The organism is Rhizobium sp. NZLR1, assembly GCF_017357385.1.
Taxonomy (GTDB): domain Bacteria; phylum Pseudomonadota; class Alphaproteobacteria; order Rhizobiales; family Rhizobiaceae; genus Rhizobium.
The window spans coordinates 202,634-227,192 of record NZ_CP071635.1 but is presented as its reverse complement, the minus strand read 5'-3'; the positions used below and the strand labels follow the sequence as shown (position 1 = coordinate 227,192).

Annotated in this window: 20 protein-coding genes; 12 read left to right on the top strand and 8 right to left on the bottom strand. The window is 55.0% G+C overall.

Annotated features, from left to right (window positions below; genetic code table 11):
• Window positions 1-18: 18 nt before the first annotated feature.
• Window positions 19-1,278, bottom strand: coding sequence for an ROK family transcriptional regulator (locus tag J3O30_RS30125; protein ID WP_028734640.1), 1,260 nt, complete (start codon window positions 1,276-1,278; stop codon window positions 19-21).
• A 287-nt stretch (window positions 1,279-1,565) separates the two neighbouring features.
• On the opposite strand from J3O30_RS30125, the gene J3O30_RS30120 reads away from it, so the two are divergent.
• The 6 genes from J3O30_RS30120 to J3O30_RS30095 all read left to right on the top strand — a co-directional run bounded on the left by J3O30_RS30120 (window position 1,566) and on the right by J3O30_RS30095 (window position 9,268).
• Complete coding sequence (locus J3O30_RS30120) at window positions 1,566-3,020, top strand: substrate-binding domain-containing protein (RefSeq protein WP_028734639.1); 1,455 nt, start codon at window positions 1,566-1,568, stop codon at window positions 3,018-3,020.
• Between the two features lie 70 nt (window positions 3,021-3,090).
• Window positions 3,091-4,020 carry a sugar ABC transporter permease gene (locus tag J3O30_RS30115; RefSeq protein ID WP_028756218.1) on the top strand — a complete coding sequence of 310 codons (930 nt, stop codon included), beginning with the start codon at window positions 3,091-3,093 and terminating at the stop codon, window positions 4,018-4,020.
• 1 nt (window position 4,021) lies between these two features.
• Window positions 4,022-4,855: a carbohydrate ABC transporter permease gene (locus J3O30_RS30110; protein WP_017958596.1), complete on the top strand. Its 834-nt coding sequence runs from the start codon at window positions 4,022-4,024 to the stop codon at window positions 4,853-4,855.
• Window positions 4,856-4,883: 28 nt separating this feature from the next.
• Window positions 4,884-5,909, top strand: coding sequence for a Gfo/Idh/MocA family oxidoreductase (locus tag J3O30_RS30105; protein ID WP_207585643.1), 1,026 nt, complete (start codon window positions 4,884-4,886; stop codon window positions 5,907-5,909).
• Between the two features lie 78 nt (window positions 5,910-5,987).
• Window positions 5,988-7,154: a sn-glycerol-3-phosphate ABC transporter ATP-binding protein UgpC gene (gene ugpC / locus J3O30_RS30100; protein WP_164575321.1), complete on the top strand. Its 1,167-nt coding sequence runs from the start codon at window positions 5,988-5,990 to the stop codon at window positions 7,152-7,154.
• A 182-nt stretch (window positions 7,155-7,336) separates the two neighbouring features.
• Window positions 7,337-9,268, top strand: a complete 1,932-nt coding sequence (locus J3O30_RS30095; RefSeq protein WP_184500841.1) for a methyl-accepting chemotaxis protein — start codon at window positions 7,337-7,339, stop codon at window positions 9,266-9,268.
• Window positions 9,269-9,304: 36 nt separating this feature from the next.
• Here J3O30_RS30095 and J3O30_RS30090 read toward each other — a convergent pair whose 3' ends face one another.
• The gene (locus J3O30_RS30090; RefSeq protein WP_184500842.1) at window positions 9,305-10,579 is read right to left on the bottom strand and encodes an ROK family protein; all 1,275 of its coding nucleotides are present in this window, start codon (window positions 10,577-10,579) and stop codon (window positions 9,305-9,307) included.
• A 458-nt stretch (window positions 10,580-11,037) separates the two neighbouring features.
• Here J3O30_RS30090 and J3O30_RS30085 point away from each other — a divergent pair, with 458 nt between their 5' ends.
• The 5 genes from J3O30_RS30085 (at window position 11,038) to J3O30_RS30065 (ending at window position 16,439) form a co-directional block, all read left to right on the top strand.
• Window positions 11,038-12,324, top strand: a complete 1,287-nt coding sequence (locus J3O30_RS30085; protein WP_184500843.1) for a DegT/DnrJ/EryC1/StrS family aminotransferase — start codon at window positions 11,038-11,040, stop codon at window positions 12,322-12,324.
• Window positions 12,325-12,464: 140 nt separating this feature from the next.
• The gene (locus tag J3O30_RS30080) at window positions 12,465-13,136 is read left to right on the top strand and encodes an HAD family hydrolase (protein WP_018517066.1); all 672 of its coding nucleotides are present in this window, start codon (window positions 12,465-12,467) and stop codon (window positions 13,134-13,136) included.
• 154 nt (window positions 13,137-13,290) lie between these two features.
• A complete protein-coding gene (locus J3O30_RS30075; RefSeq protein ID WP_245500473.1) occupies window positions 13,291-13,812 on the top strand; it encodes a GNAT family N-acetyltransferase in 522 nt (173 codons plus the stop codon).
• Between the two features lie 299 nt (window positions 13,813-14,111).
• The gene (locus tag J3O30_RS30070; RefSeq protein ID WP_020572027.1) at window positions 14,112-15,320 is read left to right on the top strand and encodes a glycerophosphodiester phosphodiesterase family protein; all 1,209 of its coding nucleotides are present in this window, start codon (window positions 14,112-14,114) and stop codon (window positions 15,318-15,320) included.
• Window positions 15,321-15,368: 48 nt separating this feature from the next.
• Window positions 15,369-16,439, top strand: coding sequence for a hypothetical protein (locus tag J3O30_RS30065; protein WP_017958604.1), 1,071 nt, complete (start codon window positions 15,369-15,371; stop codon window positions 16,437-16,439).
• A 342-nt stretch (window positions 16,440-16,781) separates the two neighbouring features.
• Here the strand turns inward: J3O30_RS30065 and J3O30_RS30060 are convergent, their stop codons facing one another.
• The 6 genes from J3O30_RS30060 to J3O30_RS30035 form a co-directional block, all read right to left on the bottom strand.
• Window positions 16,782-17,534 (bottom strand): hypothetical protein, encoded by a 753-nt coding sequence (locus J3O30_RS30060; protein ID WP_245315078.1) that lies wholly within the window; start codon window positions 17,532-17,534, stop codon window positions 16,782-16,784.
• A gap of 209 nt (window positions 17,535-17,743) precedes the next feature.
• The gene (locus J3O30_RS30055) at window positions 17,744-18,457 is read right to left on the bottom strand and encodes a GntR family transcriptional regulator (protein WP_018482090.1); all 714 of its coding nucleotides are present in this window, start codon (window positions 18,455-18,457) and stop codon (window positions 17,744-17,746) included.
• 205 nt (window positions 18,458-18,662) lie between these two features.
• A complete protein-coding gene (locus J3O30_RS30050; protein WP_158081456.1) occupies window positions 18,663-19,370 on the bottom strand; it encodes a hypothetical protein in 708 nt (235 codons plus the stop codon).
• Window positions 19,371-20,950: 1,580 nt separating this feature from the next.
• Entirely contained in the window at window positions 20,951-21,937 is a 987-nt protein-coding gene (locus tag J3O30_RS30045) for a molybdopterin-dependent oxidoreductase (RefSeq protein WP_028734623.1), read from the bottom strand.
• A 5-nt stretch (window positions 21,938-21,942) separates the two neighbouring features.
• Entirely contained in the window at window positions 21,943-22,965 is a 1,023-nt protein-coding gene (locus J3O30_RS30040) for a carbon-nitrogen hydrolase family protein (protein ID WP_018484255.1), read from the bottom strand.
• Window positions 22,966-23,028: 63 nt separating this feature from the next.
• A complete protein-coding gene (locus J3O30_RS30035; protein WP_077988180.1) occupies window positions 23,029-23,412 on the bottom strand; it encodes a Rid family detoxifying hydrolase in 384 nt (127 codons plus the stop codon).
• A 180-nt stretch (window positions 23,413-23,592) separates the two neighbouring features.
• On the opposite strand from J3O30_RS30035, the gene J3O30_RS30030 reads away from it, so the two are divergent.
• The gene (locus J3O30_RS30030; protein ID WP_077988179.1) at window positions 23,593-24,513 is read left to right on the top strand and encodes a LysR family transcriptional regulator; all 921 of its coding nucleotides are present in this window, start codon (window positions 23,593-23,595) and stop codon (window positions 24,511-24,513) included.
• Window positions 24,514-24,559: the final 46 nt, after the last annotated feature.

Genomic DNA, 24,559 nt, shown 5'->3' with positions numbered 1-24,559 from the left:
GGGTGCCGCTACAAAACCTCAAATAACCAGCTTGAGGTGGCTGGATAAAACCAGACCCGCGGCGCCGCGCAGAGCCGTATGGCCTTCGCCGATACCATTCACCGTGATCGATATCTCCTGACCAGGTCTCTTCACCACCAGTTGCTCGATATGCTGCCTGATCAGCTCTGCTGCCTTCATTCCGCCTCCGGCGACGTCTCCATGAAGGACATAGGAGTTGAGGGAGAGTGTTTGCTGCAGGTTGACGATGCCGAAAGCTACGTTCCGCGTATAACGGTCGAGAAGCTCCTCTGCCGCCTTCGAGCCTTCGTCTGCTTCCTTGACAAGCCTGGCACAGGTGACGCTCTTGGGATGCGGAAAGCTCAATCGGGCGGCTTCTTTTCGTAACCAAGGAAGGGCGGCGACGGTCTCCCAGCAGCCGTGCTTTCCGCAATTGCAAAGGGCACCATCGATCTGCACCACGCTGTGACCGAGCTCGCCGCCGGATCCGGCGAGTCCACGATAGACCTTACCGTCGATGAAGAAGGCGCCGCCGAGAACCTCACCAGTATAGACTGCTGCGAAATTTTGTTGGCCGCGACCGGGTCCGAACCATCTGTCCCCAACAAGCAAGGCACGGGGGTGATGATCGATGACAACCGGAAGAGAGAAGCGTTCTTGTAGTATTGCTACAAGGGGAAGTCCCGTTAGAACGGGAGCAAGGTTGACGGTAAGAATGGTTCCATTGTCACTGTCGATCATTCCAGCAGAGGCCACGCCAATGCCAAACGGCGCCTGCTGGGCCTGAGACAGTGTGGCAGTAAGCGTCTCCGTCATGACCGCGATGAATGCTTCTGTCTCGCCATGCGTATCAAACTCAGCTTTCGCAACGGCCTTGATCTCACCGGTTAGCGCCACGAGGCATGTTTGTATCGTGCCGGGCAGAAGGAGGACTGCGCCAAGCATCGGTGCATCGGGGTTAAAATAAAGCGGACGAGCCGGCTTGCCGCCTTTGACGTCGGAAGGCGACGCATCTCCCTCAACAAGAAGCTGGTCTTCGATCATCGGCTGCACAATACCGGTTATCGTGGTCCGGTTGACACCTGCAAGTCGAGCGAGATCTGCCCGGCTTTTGGGTCCGTTATCATATAAGGCCTGAAGGACGCGACCGCGGTTTATCGCGCCAAGTGCCGATTGGGAGACAAGTGTCACGTTGCCGCCGTTCTCGCCGGCGGCGACTTCTCTGCTGGCAGGGGTGCGCTGGCCCAACGAATAGGACGGCTGGCTCTCAAACTTCAATTCTCTTCTCCAATCTACCGGATCCTTTTAGCCCGTACATTATCGAACGGCCATACAACATAAGGCCCTTTCCGGTGATGCAAGCAGGACGTCGATGACAACCGCGGTACAGCGCGGAAATTTTTCGCCGCGACAACTTCTTGACACTAACATAAGTTTGTGCGAGGTACAAACTAACTGCTTACAAAAAGCACATTAGGGGTAACAATCTCAGTATCGACAAGCGGAAGCCCAGGGCTGCGCTGAAGGGCCGGGGTTGGGATACGAAGCAACTGAGGAGGCTGTTTATGACAATCGATATCGGAAATATGTCGCGACGTGACCTGCTGAAAAGCGCTTCCGTCGCAGCTCTTGTGGCTGGCGCGGGATCATTGGCCGTGCCACGGCGAGGGGCAGCACAGGATGCGAACACGGTGCGCGTCCTGTCCGTTGAAGACCCATTCTTTTTCTCAATGAAGGCGCTGGTGCCAGAATACGAGAAGGAAACCGGCATCAAGGTGGAACTGGAAAGCCTCTCCTATGACGCCCTGCAATCGCGCCTCGTCTCTGCCTTTGTCGCCAAAACCTCAGACGCCGACGTCATCGTTGTCGATCAGATGTGGCTCGGGCAGTACCTCGACAATGGCTGGATCATCTCGCTGAATGATTTTATTGCCAAGGACAACGAATTCGATCTCTCAGACTTCATCCCGGAGGTCCTTTACTCCTCGAATATGTGGCGCGGCCAGGTCGGCACATTGCCGGTCGCCGCCTATGCCCAGGGGGTTATGTACCGCAAGGACGTCTTTGACGAACTCGGCATTGCAGCACCGCCGACCGAGACGTCGGAAGACTGGACCTGGACGAAATACGTTGACACCCTGAAGTCGATGGAAGGCAAATCATTTGGCGGCAAGCCGCTCTTCCCAACCGTCGTTTGCGGTTCCCAGCCGTCGCCGATCGTCCACATGTTTACGCAGGTCTCAGCAAGCCACGGCGCGAACTGGTTCAAATCGTTCCCGGCCGCTCCGTGGGATTTCTCCCCGCAACTGACAAGCCCGGCCTGGATCAAGTCTGTCGAAGTCTACAGGCAGCTCTACAAGTTGTCTCCGCCTGAAGCCATCAATTATGTCTGGTTCGACGCCGGCACCCGTTTCGCCAAGGGCGACATCGGCATGTTCTACTGGTGGACCCCGTACTTCTATCTGATCAAGAATTCCGGCTACATGACCGGCAAGAAGTCGGACGTCGTGGAGAAGTATGCAACCGCAGCCTTACCGAAAGCTGAGGGCGTGCCTCAGACGGTCAGCCTCGGCGGCTGGAGCCTTGGCATCCCGTCCAGTTCCGAAAGGCAAGAGGCAGGCTACGCCTTCATCAAATGGGCGACCTCGAAGGCCACGCAGAAGAAAATGGCTCTTTGGCCGGACCTCAACTACCAGTTCTCCGACTTTGCGCGCGTTTCGCTCTATCAAGACGAGGAAGTCAAGGCGATCTATCCGTACCTCGATGTGCAGTATGCGATGATGAAGCAGGGCAACGGCAAGGTCACACGCCCACCTGTACCTGGTTACACGGCTGTCGAAAGCGTGTTGGGTCTCACATTGAACCAGCTTCTGACCGGCAACGAGGAGCCGAAGACCGGCCTCGAGCGCGCGAACAGCCTGTTCGAGAGCATCCTGAAGGGCAATCTCATGATCCCTTATCAAAGGGACAGCTACTCGGATTCTCTTGACGGGGCCAAAGCCCTGATCGCCAAGAAGTAACAGAGTTCTCCTCGGGCCGGCGCGACAGCGATCGCGCCGGCATCCACTTGAAGAAGAACTGGATCTGGCAATGCACACGACAACTGTTCGCTCTCCGCGAGCCTTCGGGCCTGCCCGGAAGAGCTTTATCCGACGAAACCTGCCATACTTGCTGATCGCGCCTTCGGTGGTGATGCTGCTCGCTCTGATCGCCTACCCCTTGCTGTTTGCTCTCAGATCGAGCTTCTATTTCTGGAACCTGCAAATCGGCCCGGAGCCGCTCCAGTTCGTTGGCTTCGAAAATTATGTGCAGGCCTTCAATGCATTCGACTTTCGCGCCGCGCTCACCAATACCCTGATCCTGTCGATCCTTGGCACGGCACTTGAATTCATATTCGGCCTGGCGATTGCACTCATTCTGCTCAAGGCACTGCCTGGCATGAACATCGTGCGGGCCCTGCTGATCCTGCCCACCACGATCGCGCCCATCGTCGTCGGCTTTTTGTTCCGCTACCTCTATGATCCCGGCGGTGGACTGTTGAGCTGGGTGTTGCAGTCGTTCTGGCTCCCCGTTCCCGCAGAGGGAATTCTTGGCTCGCCATCGACAGCACTCGCGGCCATCCTCTTCGTCGACATCTGGCAGTGGACGCCGTTCTTTGCAATCGTTCTCTATGCGAGCCTTTTGGCCGTACCCGACGAGATTTTGGAGGCCGCACGCCTGGATCGCGCGTCTGCATGGACGATCCTGATGCGGATCAAGCTACCGCTGATCAAGCGCACCGCAATCATTATCGTCATGCTGCGCTTCATGCAGATCTTCAACACCTTCGACACGGTGCTCGTTCTCACCCGCGGCGGACCGGGCACGTCTACACGCACCCTTGGATACTCTCTCTACGAACAGGGCCTTGTGAACTTCAACATCGGTCTGGTCAGCGCCATGACCTGGATCACCGTACTGATCGTCAACGTCATCGTTGCCCTCTACGTCTTCTTCGCGTTCCGAAACGAGGAGTGGTAAAATGTCCCGGCGCCACACGAGCTTCAACACGGCACTCACCTACGCCGCCGGCCTCCTCTTCCTGGCAATCTTCGTCGGTCCGATCCTCTGGTTCATCGCCCTTGCGATCCGGCCGGCCGAGACGGCGTTCACCATGCCGCCGCAACTCACATTCGAGCCCAATCTGGACGCATTCCGGCACATCCTCGTCGATCCTGGCACCAATGCGCGGCAACTGGTCAACAGCCTCATCGTCGCGATTGGTGCTGTGCTACTCAATCTGCCCTTTTCCGTTCCTGCGGCCTACGCGTTGTCCCGTTTCAAGCTCCGCGGCAAGAAGAACATCATGTTGTGGTATCTCGGGCTGTTGATGGCCCCGCCGGTCGCGTTTCTGATCCCGTATTTCATCCTCATCACGCGCATCGGTCTGCAGGGTTCCTATTTCTCCATGATCCTGGTCCTGCAAACGCTGACGATCCCGTTTTCCGTCTGGTTGATGAAGAGTTTCATCGATGAAGTGCCGGTGGAACTGGAGGAGGCTGCCCGGGTCGACGGCGCCCGCTGGTACACGATCATGTTGCGGATCACGCTGCCCATCGTACGTCCCGGCGTCATTGTCACGTCGATGTTCGCCTTCGTGTTCGCATGGAACAATGCCGCTTTTCCGCTGGTGCTGAGCTCACGCTCGACCGCCACTCTTCCGATCGGAACACTTGGATATTTCGCAACGAGCGGAGTGACCTGGAACTACATCGCCGCCGCCGCAGTGCTCGCGATGATACCTCCGATGATCATCTTCCTTGTTTTCGATCGATACGTCGTACGAGGCCTCACCTTTGGTTCGGTGAAGGGCTGAGCTTTCCCTTTATGAATGGAGTAATGAAATGAGCAGACTGCGAATGGGCGTCATTGGCGCCGGTCTTTGGGGCGGCAATCACGCCCACACCTTTAATGTCTTGCCGGAGACCGAGCTGGTCGGCGTCTGCGACCTCGATGAGGGCAGGGCGCTGAAGATGAAGGAAACCTACGGCGCAACGCGGGCCTTCACCGATTATCAGAAGCTGATCTTCAGCGATCAGATCGATGCGATCTCGGTTGCGACACCCGACTTTACCCACACGCCGATAATCCTCGCCGCTCTGAAAGCTGACAAACACGTGTTGAGCGAAAAGCCGCTTGCGACGACGGTGAGTGAAGCCGAGGAAATTGCCGCGGCTGCCGCAAAATCCAAGGGCAAGCTGATGATTGATTTCCACAACCGTGTGAATCCGATCCTCGCCCAGGTTCGCGACATGATTCAGGACGGTCAGATCGGCTTGGCAAAGCACGGGACCGCGCGTCTTTCGAATACGACATTTGTTCCATTCGAAATGCTGAGCTGGGCTGCAAAGTCTTCGGCACTCTGGTTCCTGGGAAGCCACCTCGTCGATGTCCTGCGTTTCATTCTCGCAGACGAGGTCGTGCGTGTTTATTCCGTCGCCCGCTCTGGGACACTGTCTGCCGGCGGCGTGGATACGAAAGACTTCCATGCGTCGATCCTTGAATTTTCCAAGGGCACGGTCGTGACCATGGAGAACAGCTGGATCCTGTCGCGCGACAATCCTTCGCTCGTCGATTTCAAGGTCGAGTTCGTTGGTGAAAAGGGCCAGATCCAGGCAGACCCGACCCATAGCGGCGGCCTGCGCCGTATCGTCGACGGCGGACTGAAATACAATGACTATATCGGCATAACGCCCACCGGCGCGACGCGTATCGGCGGCTTTGTCCTGGAGTCCATTGCTCGCTTTGTCGATAGCGTCCTGCGTGACGCTCCGCTGCTGGCAGATGCGCAGGACGGCCTGGCAAACACCAAGATCCTGGCCGCCATCGAGGAATCCGTTGCGACCGGCAAGGCTGTGAACATCGGCTAAAGCCGGAACCAAAGGCGCGGGGCATGTCCGCATAACGGTGCGGCTTGCCTCGCTTGAAAATACGGGGAGTACATAAAAATGGCGTCCATGACCTTCGACGGGATCGGCAAGACCTTTCCGGACGGAACCGTTGCCGTTGCGAATGTAAGTTTTTCGGTCGCGGACGGAGAATTCGTCGTGTTGGTCGGCCCCTCGGGTTGTGGCAAGTCGACATTATTGCGGATGGCAGCGGGTCTTGAAGCGCTCAACAGCGGCCGGCTGCTCATGGATGACGCTGATGTGACGGAGACAGAACCCCAGGACCGGGATATTGCGATGGTTTTTCAGAACTACGCGCTTTACCCTCATATGTCTGTTTACGACAACATGGCTTTTGGCTTGCAGCAGCGCAAAATGCCCAAGGACAAGATTGACAAGCTGGTGCGCGATGCAGCCGAAATGCTTGATCTCGCGCGCTATCTCGAGCGCAAACCGGGGGCATTGTCTGGTGGTCAACGCCAACGCGTGGCGATGGGTCGAGCGATCGTTCGCCATCCCATGGCCTTCTTGATGGACGAACCTCTTTCCAACCTGGATGCCAAGCTCCGCGTGCAGATGCGCGGTGAACTGAAGCTGCTTAATCAGCGACTCGGCGTCACAACCCTTTATGTGACCCACGATCAGGTCGAGGCTATGACCATGGGCGATCGCGTGGCTGTGCTGAAGCCGGTGTTTAACGGACAGGAGAGTAATCTTCAGCAGATCGACACGCCGCAGAAGCTTTACGACAAGCCGTCCAATCTGTTCGTCGCGGGGTTCATCGGTTCGCCCGCCATGAATTTCGTACGCATCGAGCTGACAGCGGAAGCCGGGACGCTGAAAGCTGCGATTACCGGGACGAATATATCCTTCTCCATCCCCGCCCAGCCAGCATTGTCGGTCTTTGCCGGGCGACAAGTCATTGTTGGAATTCGCCCGGAGATGTTCAAGGTTTGTCCCGAGGCCGAGGCGTTGTTCAATGAGCAGATCCCGGTTGCCGAAGCGCTTGGAGCCGACACTTTCGTGTTTTTCGACATCGCCTCACCGCCGGTCAATATCAACGATGCTGAAGATACCGAAGACTTTCCCAATAAGGGTAAGAACCGGCTTGTGGCGCGTATACCACCGGCGCTGACACCTCGACCCAATCAGGTGCTGCCATTGACAGTCGACCTGGAGAAATTGCACTGGTTCGACCCAGTAACGGGGGCTGCGATCCGCGACTGACAGAACGTGCACGAAATATCGCCAGCTGGGGTTTCAACTCTTTTCTCCTGCCCTCCCAGGCAACTTGGCTGTCGTCGATTACGAGGTCGGCGGCAGCCATTTTTTTAAAACTCGAGACATCAAACCATCAGAATCTGAACATCCATCCGCCGTAAGTGACACCGAGCTTAGAGGAGTGGCCCGTGAAACACATTTCCATTGTCGGTAAGTTCTTTATCATCATGGCCGTCTTTGGCGTCATGGCACTCGGTCTGACGTTCTATCAGAGCCGGCAAATGTTGAAAGTTAACGACAGCTATCAGGAGCTTCTCGACAAAGATGCATCTGCAGCACTTCGCTTGACCCAGTCGAACCGAAGTCTGGAAATAGCGCGTGCCAACATCAGCGACATGGTGATGACGCGGTCGAAAGAGGCGAGGGCGCGCGCAGAATTTGGCTTGAATGACGCACGAGAAAACTTCGTCAGGTTCATGGATATGGCGATTGCCGCAGTTCCTGAGCAGAGCGAACTGCCGAAGTTGAAGGCGGATGGATTCTCCGTCCTGACCGATACGTGTGGTGCAGCCATCGCTGTTGGTCGCGGCGCAACTAGTGAAGCCGAGCTTGCCATGGTGCAGCAACTCTATCTCACTCTTTGCCAACCCGCCTTTGCTGCCATCTCACCAAGATTCACATCCGTCACGGAAAAACTCGCTTCCGACGCAGATCAAAAGCGTGCTGGCGTTTCAAACGTTGTCCGTGACACGTCCGTGCTGAGTTTGGGAACAGCTATTGTGGCACTCTTCGCTGTCTCGTGTTTCGGCTTTCTCGCAATTCGCGCCTGGTTGGTCAAACCGATCAAACAGATGGTTACGACGATGAAGGTCATAGCCGACGGCGATCTTACTTCGACTGTTGAGGGAACGATTCGCCGCGACGAGATCGGATCGATGGCCCGGGCAGTACAGATCTTCAAGGACAACGAGTTGAGGGCGCGCGATCTCGGAAAGGATGCAGAGACAAGTCGTGGCGCAAACGAGATTGAACGTGCGCGTCTCGCCGAGACCGATCGTCAGCGGGCGCGGGATATGGCGGAGGCAACGACCGGGCTTGCAGAGGGCCTAAGGCATCTCGCCGACGGGAACCTCGTGTTCAGCCTCGACGACAAGTTCGCCGAGGACTTCGAACCGTTGCGGGCGAACTTCAATGCTGCTGTTGCCCAGCTCGCCGAGAGCTTGAGAGCTGTGTCGAACGCAACCGAATCGATAGATGATGGCGCGCAGGAAATCAGTTTGAGCGCGCAGGACCTGTCACGCCGCACAGAGCACCAGGCTGCTTCACTGGAGCAAACCGCCGCCGCGCTGGATCAAATTACCCAGAACGTCGCCAGTTCCTCAAAGCGCACAGCGGAGGCGCGACATGTTGCGATCGAGGCAAACAAGTCGGCGCGCCACTCCGGGGGAGTGGTCTCCAGCGCTGTCGCGGCAATGCAACGCATCGAACGGTCATCCTCGCAGATCTCCAGTATTGTCGGGGTCATCGACGAAATCGCGTTTCAGACCAATCTTCTGGCGCTCAACGCAGGCGTCGAGGCGGCACGATCCGGCGAGGCAGGAAAAGGTTTCGCAGTGGTTGCCCAGGAGGTGCGGGAGCTTGCTCAACGCTCTGCGCATGCAGCAAAAGAGATCAAGGATCTTATCCTCAATTCGGTTGATGAGGTCAGCAGTGGCGTCAAGCTGGTCCGCGATACCGGCGAGGCGCTCAAGATCATCGTGGACCAGATAGTGCTGATTAACACTCAGCTTGATGCCGTCACGGCCGCTTCCAACGAGCAGTCCGCAACCCTTTTTGAGGTCAACCGGACAGTCAATCGAATGGATCAGGTTACGCAGCAAAATGCAGCCATGGCCGAGGAATCCACGGCTGCAAGCACGGCACTTGCCCTTGAGGCAAAACAGTTGCGCGGGATTGTGGCGGAGTTTCAGATTGAGAATGCACTCTCTGAGCAGCAGACCAGTCAAAGCAACCGTGAAACAGCGTCAATATCTTTGCCAGCACGCCGGATGCTGGCAAAGGTCGCGAACGAACTCGGCAAAGTGAGTGACGGTCGAGTTGCAGATAGATCCCGGCAATGACCGCGGACCTCCCGCAGGAACGTATTGCGGATGTCCTTAGATGACGAAATTCAGCAATTCAGAAAGAAGCAGACTGGCGGCACCGCGTAAAGCCGCCAGGCATTCGCTATCTCCGAAAGAAAGGGCAATTTCATCGCCCGGGCGATGGAATACCAATTCCCGGAAGCTTTCCTGGATTAAATGAAGCATGGGGTTTCCCCCTCGTACGATGTCGCCGTGAATAACGATAAAATTGGGCGCCATGAACTGCTGAAGGTTCGCCAGGCCGACCGAAATGTTGAACGCGTAGTCGCGAAGTAATTCTCGTGCGCCTGGGACGTCGTCGTTGGCCAGAGTCAATAATCGGCTCACATCCAGGGAGTGCGGTTGTGGCAACCGCCTAACCTTGGCCTCGTCCGTTAACCACTTCGAGCCGGCGATTGTTTCCCAGCATCCACGTCGGCCGCACTGGCATATCCGACCTTTGATGTCTACGGTCGTATGACCGATTTCGCCGCCTGCACCTGCGGGTCCCCGATAGAGATGCCCATCAAGGTAAAGCGCTCCACCCAAAGTCTCGCCGATATGGACGGAGGCGAAGTTTCTCCGGCCGCGGCCTTGTCCAAACCATCGGTCCCCAACCAGCAAGGCTCTGGTATCCTGATCGACACACACGGTAACGCCGAACCTTTTGTGCAACTCGGCTTCGAGCGGTAAGCCGTCCAGGAATGGCCCGAGACTGGCGGTCACAATTGTGCCCGTCTCCGTATTGATCATTCCTGCAACTGCTACACCTATCCCTAAGATCGGTTTGCCAGATGCGATGGTTTCTTCGACACAGGTGCTTATAATTCGGAATGCGTCGGTGGGGTGTGTAAGGTTCTTCGGAAAATCGGCGGCGTGTTGAGCATAGACCTTGCCCTCCAAAGAGACCAAACAAGCACTCACGCGGTCGTGCATCAGGAGCACCGCGCATATTGGCCTTGCATCCTTGGAAAACCACAACTTGGTAGCCGGCTTGCCGCCTGCTTCGTTGGGAGGTATCACCTCTCCTTCCGCAAGAACACCCTGATCGATCAGGGGCTGCACAATCCCTCCGATAGTCCCTCGAGTCACACCCGCAAGGCGGGCCAGGTCCGCCCTGCTGGATGGCCCTATGTCGTACAAGGCTTGCAGCAATCGGCCCCGATTCGCAGGGCCCAAGGTTCGCGTTGGAATCAGTTTTTGGGCCGGTACTATACCCTTAGCGCTCTCATCTTTATGGCGATCGTCAGAACTGCCCTCACTTTCTCCCAGTCGGTGAGCTTCGAGTCTTCTTATCAAAGAGTCCATAGCATCCAATCCTGTTGGCCGAACCAATTGCGCCGCCAACGGCCAGCACTATCAGGGGGCTAACCGCTTCTTCGCAATCTGGTGAGGCTCGGGTTATGATCTGGGGGCCATGTGCTGTTCTTCCAACGCATCTTATGATCGGCACCTGGCGTTTACGGGAAACTTTGGCCGGTTCCCGTCCCAAGCCTTCATTCAGTGATCTTAGTGTCCGCCCAATCGTTAAAAACTATTGAAATATCCCAAGCGCTCCGTGCAGAAGCTGACCAAGGTGACGCCCAAGCAGCTGCCTGACCATACACGACAGAATCGAATATTATACTTATTTTATCTCGCGTATCTTGAATATAACTTAGCATATACTTTTTTATATACTTAGTTTGAGCTATCATGCCGGGGAAAGCAGTGCTAGCGTTTGTGTGGGCTGATCAGCATTCTAATGAGCATGATTGGAGATCGAGATGAACAGATTCGGTGCACTACGGCTCATAACTCGCAACGCAACTGGTGCTTTCTCAGTCGAGAAGCTCGCCGTTTTCGGTGGGAAGCCTGTGGTCCCCCAGGGACGTGTTACACCTTGGCCCGCCGCGGAGAAGAAGCACTCGGATGCCCTGCGTGGAGTTGTGGATGGTGGAAGATATCACCGCGTTAATCATCCAATTGTGAGCGGTTTGGAGGAAAGCCTTGCAAGGTGGACCGGGAAGTGGCAAGTGCGCGCTGTCGGCAGCGGAACGGCAGCCATTCACATCGAGCTCGACTACGTGAAAGAGCGAGGCGAGCAAGTTGTTACCGCAGCATTGAATTGGCCGGGAGCGGTAGGGCCAATCACGATCAGCGGTCTTCAACCCGTCTTCGTTGATGTCGACATGAACTTGGCCGGGATTGATCAGCGCGCCGCCGCTGAAGAGTTCGGCCCCAACGTGGCTGCAGTTTTAGTCACTCACCTTTTCGGAAACAATGTTCTCGTCCCCGACGCGAGGTCTGCAGCGCGAGCTCAAGGCATTGCTGTGATCGACGACATCTGCCAATCGATCGGCGCCGCGAAACCAATCGTCGACGGTGCGCATCTTGATGCAGACGCACTCGCTCTATCCGGAAACGGCGCCAAGCACCTTGGGGCTGGGGAGCTAGGATTTGTCATCACGGAAGACGCCAACTTGATTGCACATGTTGATCGCGTATCGCTGTCCAGCTCGTCTCGGAGCGGAGCGCGAATATTCTCGCCCTATTCCCAAGGGTACAACTACAGGCCCAACGTATTCTCTTCATCTATAGCGAACTTGCGGGTCACTGAGATGGATACGCAACTGCAAATCCGAAGAGACAATAGCAAGCTTTTATGGGAGATGATCAGCGAGCTTGTGGGTATATTTCCTCTTTTCAACCCATCTGACTGCGACCATTCGATGCTCAACTTTCCCCTCCGGATCGAACCTGCGGCACTTGGCTTCGCGCCAGGCCCGGCTGCAAGGGATTTCGTGGTGAAATCGCTGCAGGCCGAAGGCGTGCCTATCTGTGTTTGGCTCACGAAGCCCGTATTCGAATATCTTCCAGACATTCGCGACAACTGGAAGGCTGCCGATTTTCCAAATACAGTGAAACTCTTGGATACGATGTTTTACGTTTCCGAGATTGCGCCACCCAACGATGGCGAATTGATGAAGCTTTATGCAGAGGCGTTTCACAAGGTTTGGAATGCTCTTCATAGGCAAGGTCCGAAGGTCGCCGCAGGAGCAATTTCTGGCTGAGCCCCGCGCGTCGCACCAATTTCCCAGTGCCGCAATGGTCAACATCCGATCCTTTTCAATCATACTTTGCTCAATGCCCGGAAGATTGAAAGCTGCGCTGGGACAAAACTCAGAGTGATTCTACAACGAGGACTCCTTGTATGTCTTTTTCGAAAAGTCCGGAATTACTGATCTTCGACTGCGACGGGGTTCTCGTCGATAGCGAGCTTATCGCAACCAGGGTGCACATCGAAGCTTTGGCGAAATGTGGCTATATCATATCCGCTGAAGAGTATAACGATCGCTTCATAGGAATGACTGACCAGCAAAGTTATTCAGTCATAGAATCCGAGGGCGGCTTGCGCCTACCGGAGGATCATCATGAACGTGTGATGGCCGAAGTTGCAAATCGATATGCTCGTGATCTGCGTGCAACCAGCGGCGTTCGGCAAACCTTGGAAGCTATCAATTTAAGGAAGTGCGTGGCGTCGAACAGTGATGCTGCGAAGCTCTGCTTGGCTCTTAAAGTCACAGACCTGCATGATTTCTTTTGGCCCCATGTCTTCAGCGCTTCGCAAGTTGCGCGTGGTAAGCCAGCGCCGGATCTCTTTCTGTTTGCAGCACAGAATATGAACACACCGGCTGGCAGTTGTCTCGTTATTGAAGACAGCGTTGCTGGAACTCAGGCGGCAGTGGCAGCCGGGATGATGGTGATTGGCTTCGTGGGTGGCTCTCATTGCCTTGCTGGGCATGGAGACAAACTGATGGAGGCAGGTGCCACAAAGCTGTTTAGCCGCATGACGGCGTTGCCACAAATCTTAGCAGCTTTGTGATCACGCAGTTGCGCTCAGGCGAAGCGTCTTGAATCGCAGCGTCACCGTCCAGGATATATCGTGGGATCCGATAGCATCGGTTGGTGCACGGGCTTCACCTCAAATTGACCGATCCTCGCTCGATTGCTCGGCCCGCCAGAAGAATGGAGATACTATGACCGCGAAACCAATGGTAGCTGCAACTCCGGTAACGATCGAGTACCTAGAAAGACTTCCGAAATTCATTTCCATTTGCGCAAGTTGGACTTTCGGACAATGGGGTTCTCAATCAAATGGCTCGTACGAACAAACGCGGGGCGAGTTTGAAGCAGCAACAAAAAATTCGATACCGCTAACATTGATTGCCATTGAAAACGCATTGCCGGTTGGGATGGTCACGTTGGCTGATCGTGATTTCGATGGAAAATCTCATCTATCCCCGTGGCTTAAGTCGCTCTTTGTCCATCCATTTCACCGCAAGAAAGGGATAGCCACGTTGTTGATCGAGCGGCTGGAGCACGAAGCATCGCGCCTCGGTTACAAAAGCCTTTTCTTGATAACGGAGGACGCGCGAGTTCTTTACGAAAAGAGCGGCTGGCAGGCAATTGATTGCGTCCAAACACCCTATGGCGCAGCAGCTTTGATGGAGAAAACCCTGCCAACGCCTCCTCACCTGAGAACCGCTGCACCAGGATGAAAATAATCGTGTCGAGCTCCAAGCTGCTTTCACCTCTCTTAACGCAACGCCTTTGTTAGGCTCCGCTTTTATGGATCATCTTGATGTCGAACAGCCTGTTATTACAGCCATAGAGCAAGGGGGGAACCAGGCGGTCGGCTAACAAATCCCATCGCGTAGCGAGGCCATCTCCCCTCTTTCGTTCCCAGCCCAGGCCTTAGCCACTGCTGAGGCGGTTCGTGCTGTTGCAAAAAGCCCCAGGAACAGGCCGTACAACGTAGCGAGCTACCCAAATTCCCATCGAAAGGTTCTGAAACCTTATGCACACCAGCAACAACGTAGCATCAGCGATCCTAAATTCTTACGCCTCGCGTTTTGGTTACCTCGGCGGCCGACGGGATCTGCGGGCATCGCTCATTTTGACTTCTTTTTTTGCTTTCGCTATTCCATCCTATGCCGAAGCAGAGGCGCTGCTTCCGGTAAAGCCTTCACCATATCTTGTAAGTGCGATTACAAGAAACATGTTTAAGCTGCCGAAACCCGACGATGACTTGGTCCTGCTATCTGCGCACCGCGGATCTTGGGAGATCTATCCCGAGAATTCAGCCTATGCCTTGCAAGACGCCTGGAATTCGCAGATCGAGAGCGTGGAAGTCGATGCCCGCTTCACCGCTGACAATGAAGTCGTTCTATCTCACGACTACAGGATTGAGCGCGAGTCAACTGGAAGCGGCCTATTATATAATCAGAACTTTTCGCAGCTACGACAGGCCGATCTACGGGACCGACATGGCCGCGTTTTTACGGATTCACAAGGGCGAAAGGCGAAGTTCCTAACGTTCTCTGCCGCGCTCGATCTACTCGCCCAATATGTCTCCGATGATGGTCATGGCTACGTGATGATCGTCGATATCAAGGCGGCAGTCGATGATCAGGACCCTACTGATCCCATCGAGCTCATGCAACGCTGCCTTGACATTCTCGCGACCAAGGGAAATGCGAAACTCAGCAAAGCCGTTGTATTCAAGCTCAAAGCAAAGGATGCGGTGGATGTCGGCACGATTTTAAATCGGACGACCTACGACCCCAACCTCATTGGCGGGCTAATTGTCGTCGAAAACCCGGATGACGAGAATGTGAAGGATTCCAGCTACGATCCCCACGAGGACTCAATCTACGATCAATGGAATGTGGCGCCGTTCTCCATTCAGTTTGAAATGAACCAATTCTATAAAGGTGACGGTCTGCAGGCATATTTCGACTATATCGACCAGAAGCAGGGCTTCGCCACCTATCATGAAAGTAACTACTTTCCAGAGGGCGTCGCCAACAGCGCCGGAAAATGCTGCTTCGACCACAACACGGATCCGAAATCGACCGCTCAACGAGGGATCGTACCAGATTACCGAGGAGATCCGGAGATGGCGATCGTCAATCGTACCAATCTTATCACCACTGATTGGCCCGACGTAGTCGGCGATATGTTGCGCCAGATAGGGCGCCGCAACACCACCGAGCTCACGCGCTAGAGCAAGACCTCCGCTTCCAAAAACGGGATTGTTTTGATGAATAATGGAATGAAATTCTTCCTGTTGTTTTCCACGCTGGGCTGTCTTGTCGCTGGCGAAGGGCAAGGGGCATCATGCACCAATGAAGCCAATTGTCTTAGAAGCGCGTCGGACAAAGTATCTCAGACGCTCACACCGAAGGTAGTGCCAATTTTCTGGGAATTTCCAAAGCTGTACATCCACGACTCGGCGACAGAAGCGGATTATCCGGTGCCCGAAGATACGAGGCAGGCATTTGACTTCTATACCAACAAGACTTCCTTCAACTTTCCACCGCACGCGTCAATCGTGACTAGTCAAAGCGCGTCGATCAGACCGGACACGGGGTTCACTGTCCTTTTGGTCGAAAAGACCCGTGAAAATACCGCTCCTAATGGCGGTAGCGCCTTATCGCTTCTAAGTTCTAATTCGAACGATGCTTACCTATCATTCGCGTTGGGAGCCACGCCCAATCCGAATGGTCAAAAGTGGTCTTTTGCGAAAAGCCTGCTTCAAAGCGACATGGCGTCTATTGCATGGTGGCAGAAGCCCTGGGATATGAACGTCGTGGGGCCAACAGGGGCATTCTCCGGCACAGAGTGGATTTACTATACCTTTACTCCAGACGGCAAAGTGCGCATCGACCGTTTTGCGCCGTATACCTATTTTCTAGCTTTTACAGCTTACCAATGGGATGAGGCAGTGCTCGACAGTGGGTTTCCGCATTCTCCTTTCAGCTCTGGTACGCCAGCCGATCGTCCGAAATCTGTGATTTTCGGATCGGTTGGACCATGGGTTATTGGCGCTGCAGCCGCGCCCGGTCAGGCGTCGCCCATGATTGAGCCAATAGAGGCGTTGCCGGGATTTGAGGGAGCGACGATCTTCTCGACCCCGATGTCGATAAAAGAAGTTGTAGCGTATCAGAACTCCCTGAAGAGGAGCGACTTTCTCGACGTCAACATGCTGCCCTGCAACAGCGGCCAGTACCTTTCCGGCGAGATAAGGACTCCCTGCGGCACGGCTCGCCCTGGTAATCCCCCGTCGAATGTAAAATCGGTGGCTGGTGATGGGATCCGCACCAATATCGAACGCTATGACTAGCGATGTTGGACGACTCTCATTTGTTCCGACGGCGATTAGACGGCATCAGATTCAGCTACCTCGATGCCGCAATCCCGGCCGCTTGCGCAGCAAATGTCTGAGCCAGATCGAGCAAAGATGGTGACCACTCAAGCTGTGACGTCGCCGCGCTAAGATATTCTAGAACCAAAGCAGGATTAAGCCGTCTTGAATTTCTCGAGCATTGCAGCAGTGAGATTTTCTCCGGCGCGGCCCCAGGTGGCCGGCGTACGATCACTCAAAATCGTATCGACTGCGAGATCCGTTTTGCGAAACGCCATTTGAACTCGCTAAGCGACTTGAGCGTAGGTCCTCGTCCGGCCCTTATTCATCTTTGGCCCAGCCCTTGCTGTCGGCTGTCTTCGCGAGGAGGAATGCATAACACCTGCTGATCTCGTCGAGCTTTCTCACCAACTCGCCGTCCGATCCACCGAGCAAAGTTTGATAGCCCTCGCCTCTTGTTGACCTCTGCCAATCATTCCCAATAGAGCGCGCGGTCGCATTGCCGAGGGAAGAAACCATTGGTTTGGGGCTGCCAAACGATACGGCTGCGCGTCTCAATCCGTCTTGGAAGCTTGCGTCATCGAGTCCGCTATAAGGCTTTCCTTCGGAATTCGTTGCATTAAGGAAGATCTGCTCGTCACCGAACACGGCATATCCGCCGCCCAAGCCTTTTTTCGTTGCGTCCGCTGCCTCGAAGAATCTCTGCGCGACGGTGGCGTTAAGGCTGCCCTGCGGAAACCGCACGACAACAAAGCCTGTCTTACCTGTCGTGTCGTTGAGGCGAGAGGTAAGGACGCGATATTGGCGGAAGACGTAGCCAAGGGAGCCGGCAAGTCGATCCGCCGCGGCGTCATCGAGATCACCCTCGGTCTGAAGCGATGCATTGGTTTTGAGGAGATACCCGCCTGGCGTAACCTCTGTCCTCAAGGTCGCAGCGTCGATCCCGTTGGCTGTTATTATCTTTGGCACAATGTCTTTTGAGACTTCGGCTGAAAACGTCGCTCGATCATCATAGCTGGCCTGGGCAAGCTGCGGCAAATGGAAACCTGCGGAGGGCGTTGCCCGATAGGACACGAGCAACTTTCGCTTTGCCAGCGCTGTATTCTGGAATGCTGAAGGGATGGTGGCAGCCTCTTTGATTTGGCAACATAATTAAAATGCTGGTAGGTAATGCCGACGTCGGCTTTTGGATTGCCCGCAGCAGCCGCAGATATGCGCGGCACTCGACAAGATTCTTCGGGTTCGTTGATTAGGATCATTCGTCGAGATGACGGTATGCGATGTCACAAACTTCTCGCAGGCCCCGGAAAACCTGTTAATCCACGTTCGTTCACCTCTTGTACAATCCTTGAGACGGCACCCTGTTCTAGATCAAGGTGGTTCACCAACGCGGACTCCACCAGGGTCGTTGCCGTGCCTAGTTCAGACATTGCGGCAATTAGCTTCTCGAGGCTTTCGACAAACGCGGGCCGAAGTTCCGACGCAGTTATTTCCATTCGTAGAGGGTGAGTGCAAAAACAGAATCGGTGGACGATTTTGCAAGCCTCGCAATTCGATGCTTCTTGGGCGACTTTAGTGAATATCGCTTCTGCCCTTAAGGCGAGTTCGTCAGGGGACAATTTATCCGTCACGGTCCAGCTCTCTGGGACCTGCGGCCGCATTCGATTTAATGCCGAGATCAGGGTCTCACGTCCGACAACATAAAGATCTAACAGAGTTCTTTCCGACATCGGTCTCGTGAAAAAGCCTCTTTGAGGGATGTATTGGATCTTCCCTTCAGCTGCAAGCCGCTGAAGTGCTTCGCGAACTGGCGTTCGACCAAGATCGAGCTTAGACGCTAGATCCTGTTCCCTGAGATGTTGCCCCGGCACACGACCGTTACTGTGGAGAATTCGTCGAATAGCCTCGTAGGCAATATCGGCCTTTGCAGGTTCTGGTTCAGTAGAAAAATTTGGGTCACCCCCACGACCTTGGGGCGCGTTCTTGCAACACCACATTTGATAGTTTTCCTCTGTCGATATCCTTCAAGGACCCTACAGGAGCTTCTTGCATTGAGACCGGACGGTCGCTTCGAATTGAAGGTCGAATTAGTCGGCCCTTCCAACACCGGCACCGCGTTTCGCGCCCGAACCAGATACGGCATCAACCACCTGCATTACAGCCGCGGCCGTAATTGGCAGCTATCGCATTCTGCCGCTAATTTCAATGCCATAGGCACAAAGCTGCGTCGGGATGGCGCGCTGGTCCGATGTCTACCGCCTGTCGTATTTCGCGTAAGCGGCCGGCTTTAAGCGAACCGTGTCTCCAAGGCCTGCAAGTGCCATCAATGTGGTGGCAGTTTTCGAAATCAACATGTTCATGATAGTTCTTCGGTGGACGTGTGTCGGCCTCATCGTCAATGAGCAATTTTTCCGATCGGTTATTCCTATCAACCAGCCGATAATAGGCATCGGGGGTGTTGGAGTATCCGCGGTTCGCGAGAGCCTCGACGTGTCCATCAGTAGCGATGGTTTCGCCGTTGTCAGAATCACCTCCAGCGCAATCAAAGACACGTTCAGATTTTGAAAGAGACCATGTGATCTGGCCCATTCGTTCCGGTTCGTGTTTGGTGGCGAGAAGTGCCTTGGTTAGGCCCAGGCCTATGCTTGCCTCGTATTCGGCAGATGGTTGTTGCAATGTCGGCAATTTTTCAAGGCTCGGCTCCGTGCCGGTCACCACGGGACGGTTAATCCGATAATATCTTCCGCTATCTGCGACTTCGCGAAGCGCATTCAGATGGTCGTTCCGTGCGGCCGGCCAGCGTATAGCACCCCGTGGAGCAACCACACGTACGCAATCGAGGAAGGCGAGCCTCATTTCTGGGCTATCACGCCTGGCTTTGTTTGGATGCATTTTGTCACGTCGGTTCATCTAAGCCTCCCGTCGCTGACCAGGGTAGTCCCCCTGGCGCGTGTTGAGCAGGTCTAGACGGCGCTCCGCCATAGATCAATATATAGCAATAATATATTTTTTTATATATTTGGCCAATCGCACTAGCGTAACTTTATACTTTAATCGTCAAATACAAAACTCGAAACGATATAGTCTTTCTCATACGAGCTGAAGGTTTGATTGAGTCCGCGAATGTTCGAGCTGACAATCTCCGTTGGTGATGGCCAAAGCTCGAAGTGGTCATGTACGGCTATGACTCCCTCAAGCAGCACGAAGAGTTCCCCTCTATCTGACAACTCCGAAAAGTTGGTCGGATTGAGTATTTCGTCACCATCGCGCCGATCGCCAGTGAGTTGAATTTATTGGCCGAATCGGAGTCTCGAAGACACTTCCTTCGCTCTTGTATTGAAAGTCGAACACAGATCGCTGACAGGAGAACGCGTGGGAAGAACACCGGTTACGCCGAAGTCGGTTTACTCGGGCCACCATTATATTCGGCCGGCACAAAAGGCGTTCTCGTCAGGTCGGAAACGATGACATTCTGGCTCCCTTGCGGTGGACCCGACTAGTTTCGCTGGGCGAGCGACACACCGCAAAGCAAAAACGAACGGCATTCTTATCGCGCCAGTCACCGGCGCTCGCTCCCGGACCATTGATACTTTTATCCCCGCGACACAGGCGGTCTCATAGCCACAACACGTGGCTGCCGTCGAAACAAGTTCGACGACAACCACGCTGCCTTGGGAGGCGAAAGGTTTTCCCGAGAATCTGGTCTTCCGAATGAGGTAGCAGGGTCAGCTACTATTCGTGCACATTCGGCGAACGCAATTGTCGCCGCGAGAATCGTTGGGCGCGCCACGCTAGACTATCGCGCCGGCGGTTGCGTACCTACAGAGGTGAACAGTCTCGCAGCAGATTCAGCAAAGGTACATCCGATTAATGTCCTACTCCCCCCATGGCAGCCACGAGCCGACGCACATTCGCCGATGTCGAGAAAAATACCAGTCATTTTCATAATTTCTTTGCGAGTGACAGAAAGCGAGGCGTGTTCGTCGGGCCCATATTGCCCACAATCGGCGTACGAATGAGGTATCCAGATTGTAGGTAGTCCGAGGACATCGGCGAAGAGGTCGTGGCAGCGAGCCTCCCAGATTTGGCAGGAGTGAGGGCTCTTGCGCATGGTTTTCTCAATCGAGTCACAAACGAAATGCACCCCGTGATGACTAGGGGAAAGACGGGTGGCCATGATGACGATACCAGTCCGCATTCCAAAACAAGCGCCCTGGTGTCGCCAATGATCGGATGACAAGCGCGGACAGGTGCTGCGACAACTGCTGATCTATAGCGCATGATCGCGATCATCGCCTCGGCCGTTCAATAGGCGGTTTTTGTCATGCGTGGGCCGGTGTGACGGCGGGCTACCGCCTCTGTTCCACCCGATCGCAGGAAAGCTCTTGTCCTGTCGATCTGGCAGACCGTAGTGCCGCTGGCTCATCGAGAAATCTCGATTTTTTCGTGCGTCGGTGGACGCCCATCCCAATGTCGCAGTGGGCTCCGGGTCAAGGATCAACTTCAACTTTAACCGTGTGCACCGCATTTCTCGCGTCAGTCAGCGGCTGTCCCGCCCCACATTCATCCGTGCACCGACATAGCAAGATATTCTGGCCTGATGTAGGGGTCCACGACAACTCGAACCGTTGCCAACTCCTTCCTTCGCGCGGCCCTACTGAGGCAGTCCGCCAGGAGCCTCCACCGTCCACGCTGACCTCGACGCTGGAGATCTGGTGATCTCCCCAAGCCCAGCCCCATATTTTCGTTGGCATGTCCGCTGACAGCAGATCATTTGGGGACGGCGATACGATAACGGACTCCGGGGCGACCCCCCAAACCGGCTTCATCCCCGACGCCGCAGGGTCATTGTAGAAGCGCGTCGTATAGGCGCCGCTTGCGCGCCGATCCGCAGCCGTGATCGAACCAACCCATTTTACGGAGTTTGTACCATACCAACCTGGCACGACCAGTCGAACCGGTCCTCCGCGCTCTGGAGTGAGTGGCCGACCGTTGATCTCAAGTGCGAGGATAACTTCTTCTGCAAGTGCTTTGCCTATCGGCAGGTCTTTTTGATAAGCTTCTTCAACATCTGCGTATTCGCCCCACTCCAGGCCGGAAGTCCAGATGTAGGACGCATGGCTGCTGATCTTTGCGCGTTCCAGAACGAGCGACAGCGGCACACCTTTCCAAATTACATTTCCGATCCTGCGTTTAGGCACTGTCGGAGCAAGCGGACTTCCAGCGCATTCGTGAACCGACATGTACTCGCGCTGTGGCATTGCTTGAAGGTCAGACAGATGCAATCTCGTCGGGTTACCCACGAGGCCATCGACATCCAAATGCCAATGCTCGGGGTCGATCTCCAGGAACCCCATATGCGTTACCAGAAAAAGATCATCTTCAGGGGTGATCCACGATTTAAGGGCATGAACGCCGTCGGCAGGGCCCTGGAAGGAGAAACCCTTCTTGGTCATGTGCATACCCGTCCGCGCCATCACCTTTACTCCGGCATGGCCACGGCCTCAGGGCTCGTTAGAGCGTCCTCAGCGCGGCCTTCCAAAAATCTGATTGGGTTTCGACGCATCCGGTTCACGGTGACGTCGAAAATATCGAATCGGTTGTAACCAGCAACGACGTCGTGAAATCGTTTCGGCTCAACACAGTCGTCGAGATCGATTTGGGCATAGCCGATACCTTCGTCGGTCATTTCGTCACCAGTTGCCGCTCCAGTCGGCCCTAGGAAAAAGCTAGTGGCCCGCGGACTGGCATCTATGATCGCTTCGATCGCAGGATCATCCAAGGCAATGGCTTTGCGTGCGACTTCGTCCAGGTGCCCCGCCACGATGATCCCGAAGCACTTGGCCTCGAAGCAGTGCGCAGAGGCACGGATGCGGTTGGCAGCTCGGTTGTCGTAGTTGTCGCTTTCTGTGGGAACGCGAGTGGGCCAGATCGGCGGATAGCTACTTATATGAACTTGCTCGCCTTGCGTCATCAGACTGTAGCGCGCGAGCGGATTTGTATTTTCCCCGCAAATTAGGCCGCCAATGCGACCGATTCTCGTGTTTGCGACGACCAACCCTGCGCCATCGCCCGGATCCCAAACTAGTTTTTCAAAGAAGGTTGCGACCAGTTTTCGATGGTGGATCAGGATTTGGCCGGTATCGGAAATCAGAACATTACTATTCCACAAACCTCCGACACTTGCCGGGTTGCGCTCGGAAAAACCGATTGAAACGAAAACACCGTTATCGGAGGCGGCCTTTCGCACACGCTCAATTTCCGGGCCGTCAATGTACACCGAAGCTTTCAAGAAGCGTTTGAAATGTTCGTGCGATTGAATGGGCGGGTAAAGTGCTGCCCAGACAGGGAAACCGGGTAGAAAGCTCTCCGAAAATACCACGAGCGACGCGCCGTTTCGGGCAGCCTCTGCTATCACCGAGCAAGCTTTTTCCGCGCTCGCCCCAGGATCGAGATAGACGGGGGCAATATGAGCAGCCGCGGCCCAGAATTTCATGTTTCCCATCGACATTCCTCTACAGATCCAGGCTCGCCATCAGCCATCTCGACTAGCTCGGCAAAGGCAGGCTCAAGATTGCCGCTTTGCTGTTAGACCGATTTCAATGCGTGCTCCAAGCGGCAGGCTGGCGCAGCCGATTGTGGTGCGGGCCGGGTAGGGCGATGAAAAACGCGTCGCGTAAATCTCATTCATCTGGCCAAAGTCACCCATGTCGGTGAGATAGACATTGACGGATACGACATCATCCGACCCCAGGCCCGCTGCCTCAAGGACTTGAAACAGATTATCGAAACACTGGCGTGTCTGGTCGGCTACATTTCCGTCGACAAGTTTGCCGGTGCCGGGGTCTAGCGGTGTCTGGCCGGAGCAGAACAGAAGATCGCCGGCCCATGTCGCGTGCGAATACGGTCCCACTGCCGCAGCGGTTAAAGCATTCACAGTTCGTCTGGACATGCGTTCTCCCAAGGTAGGTTCAAGTAGTGCGGGCTGCTGGCGATAAGCGTTTCCGCAAGATATTTTGCTTCACTGCGCACCACACATACAGCGGCACAGCACGTTTGAAACTATCAAAACGAATTTGCGAGCCAACCCGAATAGGATGCACTACCCTGTGCAAAAATAGACGGAGGTAGCATGGCGACTGCAATCGATCATCTTGATTGGGACGATCTCAAACTCTTCCTCATCGTCGTCCGGTGCAAGAGCGTGACCGGCGCCGCTCGCGAACTAAAAGTCAGCCATTCCACCGTATCTCGCCGGCTTGCTCGTCTGGAATATACGGTTGGCGGTGCACTCGTCGAGCGGACCAAGGACGGACTTCTGCTGACACCGGCCGGCCTGGTTACAATGCGGCGAGCGGAGGAAATCGAGAACGGCGTGAATGCTCTTCGCAGCGACGTAAGCAATCGTGACGAAATACGCGGCACAGTCAGATTGGCCACCATGGAAGGCATCGCAACGCTTTATCTCTCCGAGCGCCTCGTTGAACTCAGTAGCCGGCACCCTGATCTTGACCTCGAGCTTGTAACATCGCCGCAAACGGTTCGGGTCGCTCGCCGGGAAGCGGATTTATTCCTAAGCTTCTTCAAGCCCCATGGAACTTCTCTGGACAGTCAGCTGATCGGACGTTTCAAGACTGGCTTATTCGCTTCGCAGGCTTATCTTGAGCGCAATGGAGTTCCCTCTCAAGCGGCGGATCTTAGCGAGCACCGCTTTGTTGGCTATATCGAGGAGCTGATTCAGCTTGAAAGCGTGCTCTGGCTAGAGGAACTCGTACCCACCCCAAAAATAGCGTTCAGCTCAAATAGCATGATGTCGCAGATGTTCGCGGCGTCTGCGGGCGCAGGAATTGTAGCCCTTCCCGAATTCGCACTCAGTCTAAACCTGGGTCTCGTTCCAGTGCTCGACGAACTGAGCGGCGAGCGCGAGATCTGGATGTCAGCACACCAGGATCTAGCTTATCTTCCAAGAGTGAGAGCCGTAAAGCAATTCGTGAAAGAGCTGCTACGTCGTGACGAACAACGCCTTCTGAGAAACTCACCTTGGTCTTCGTGAAGTTTCGCAAATCGGACTGTGCGGAGCGCTCTGGCCGGCTGAATTG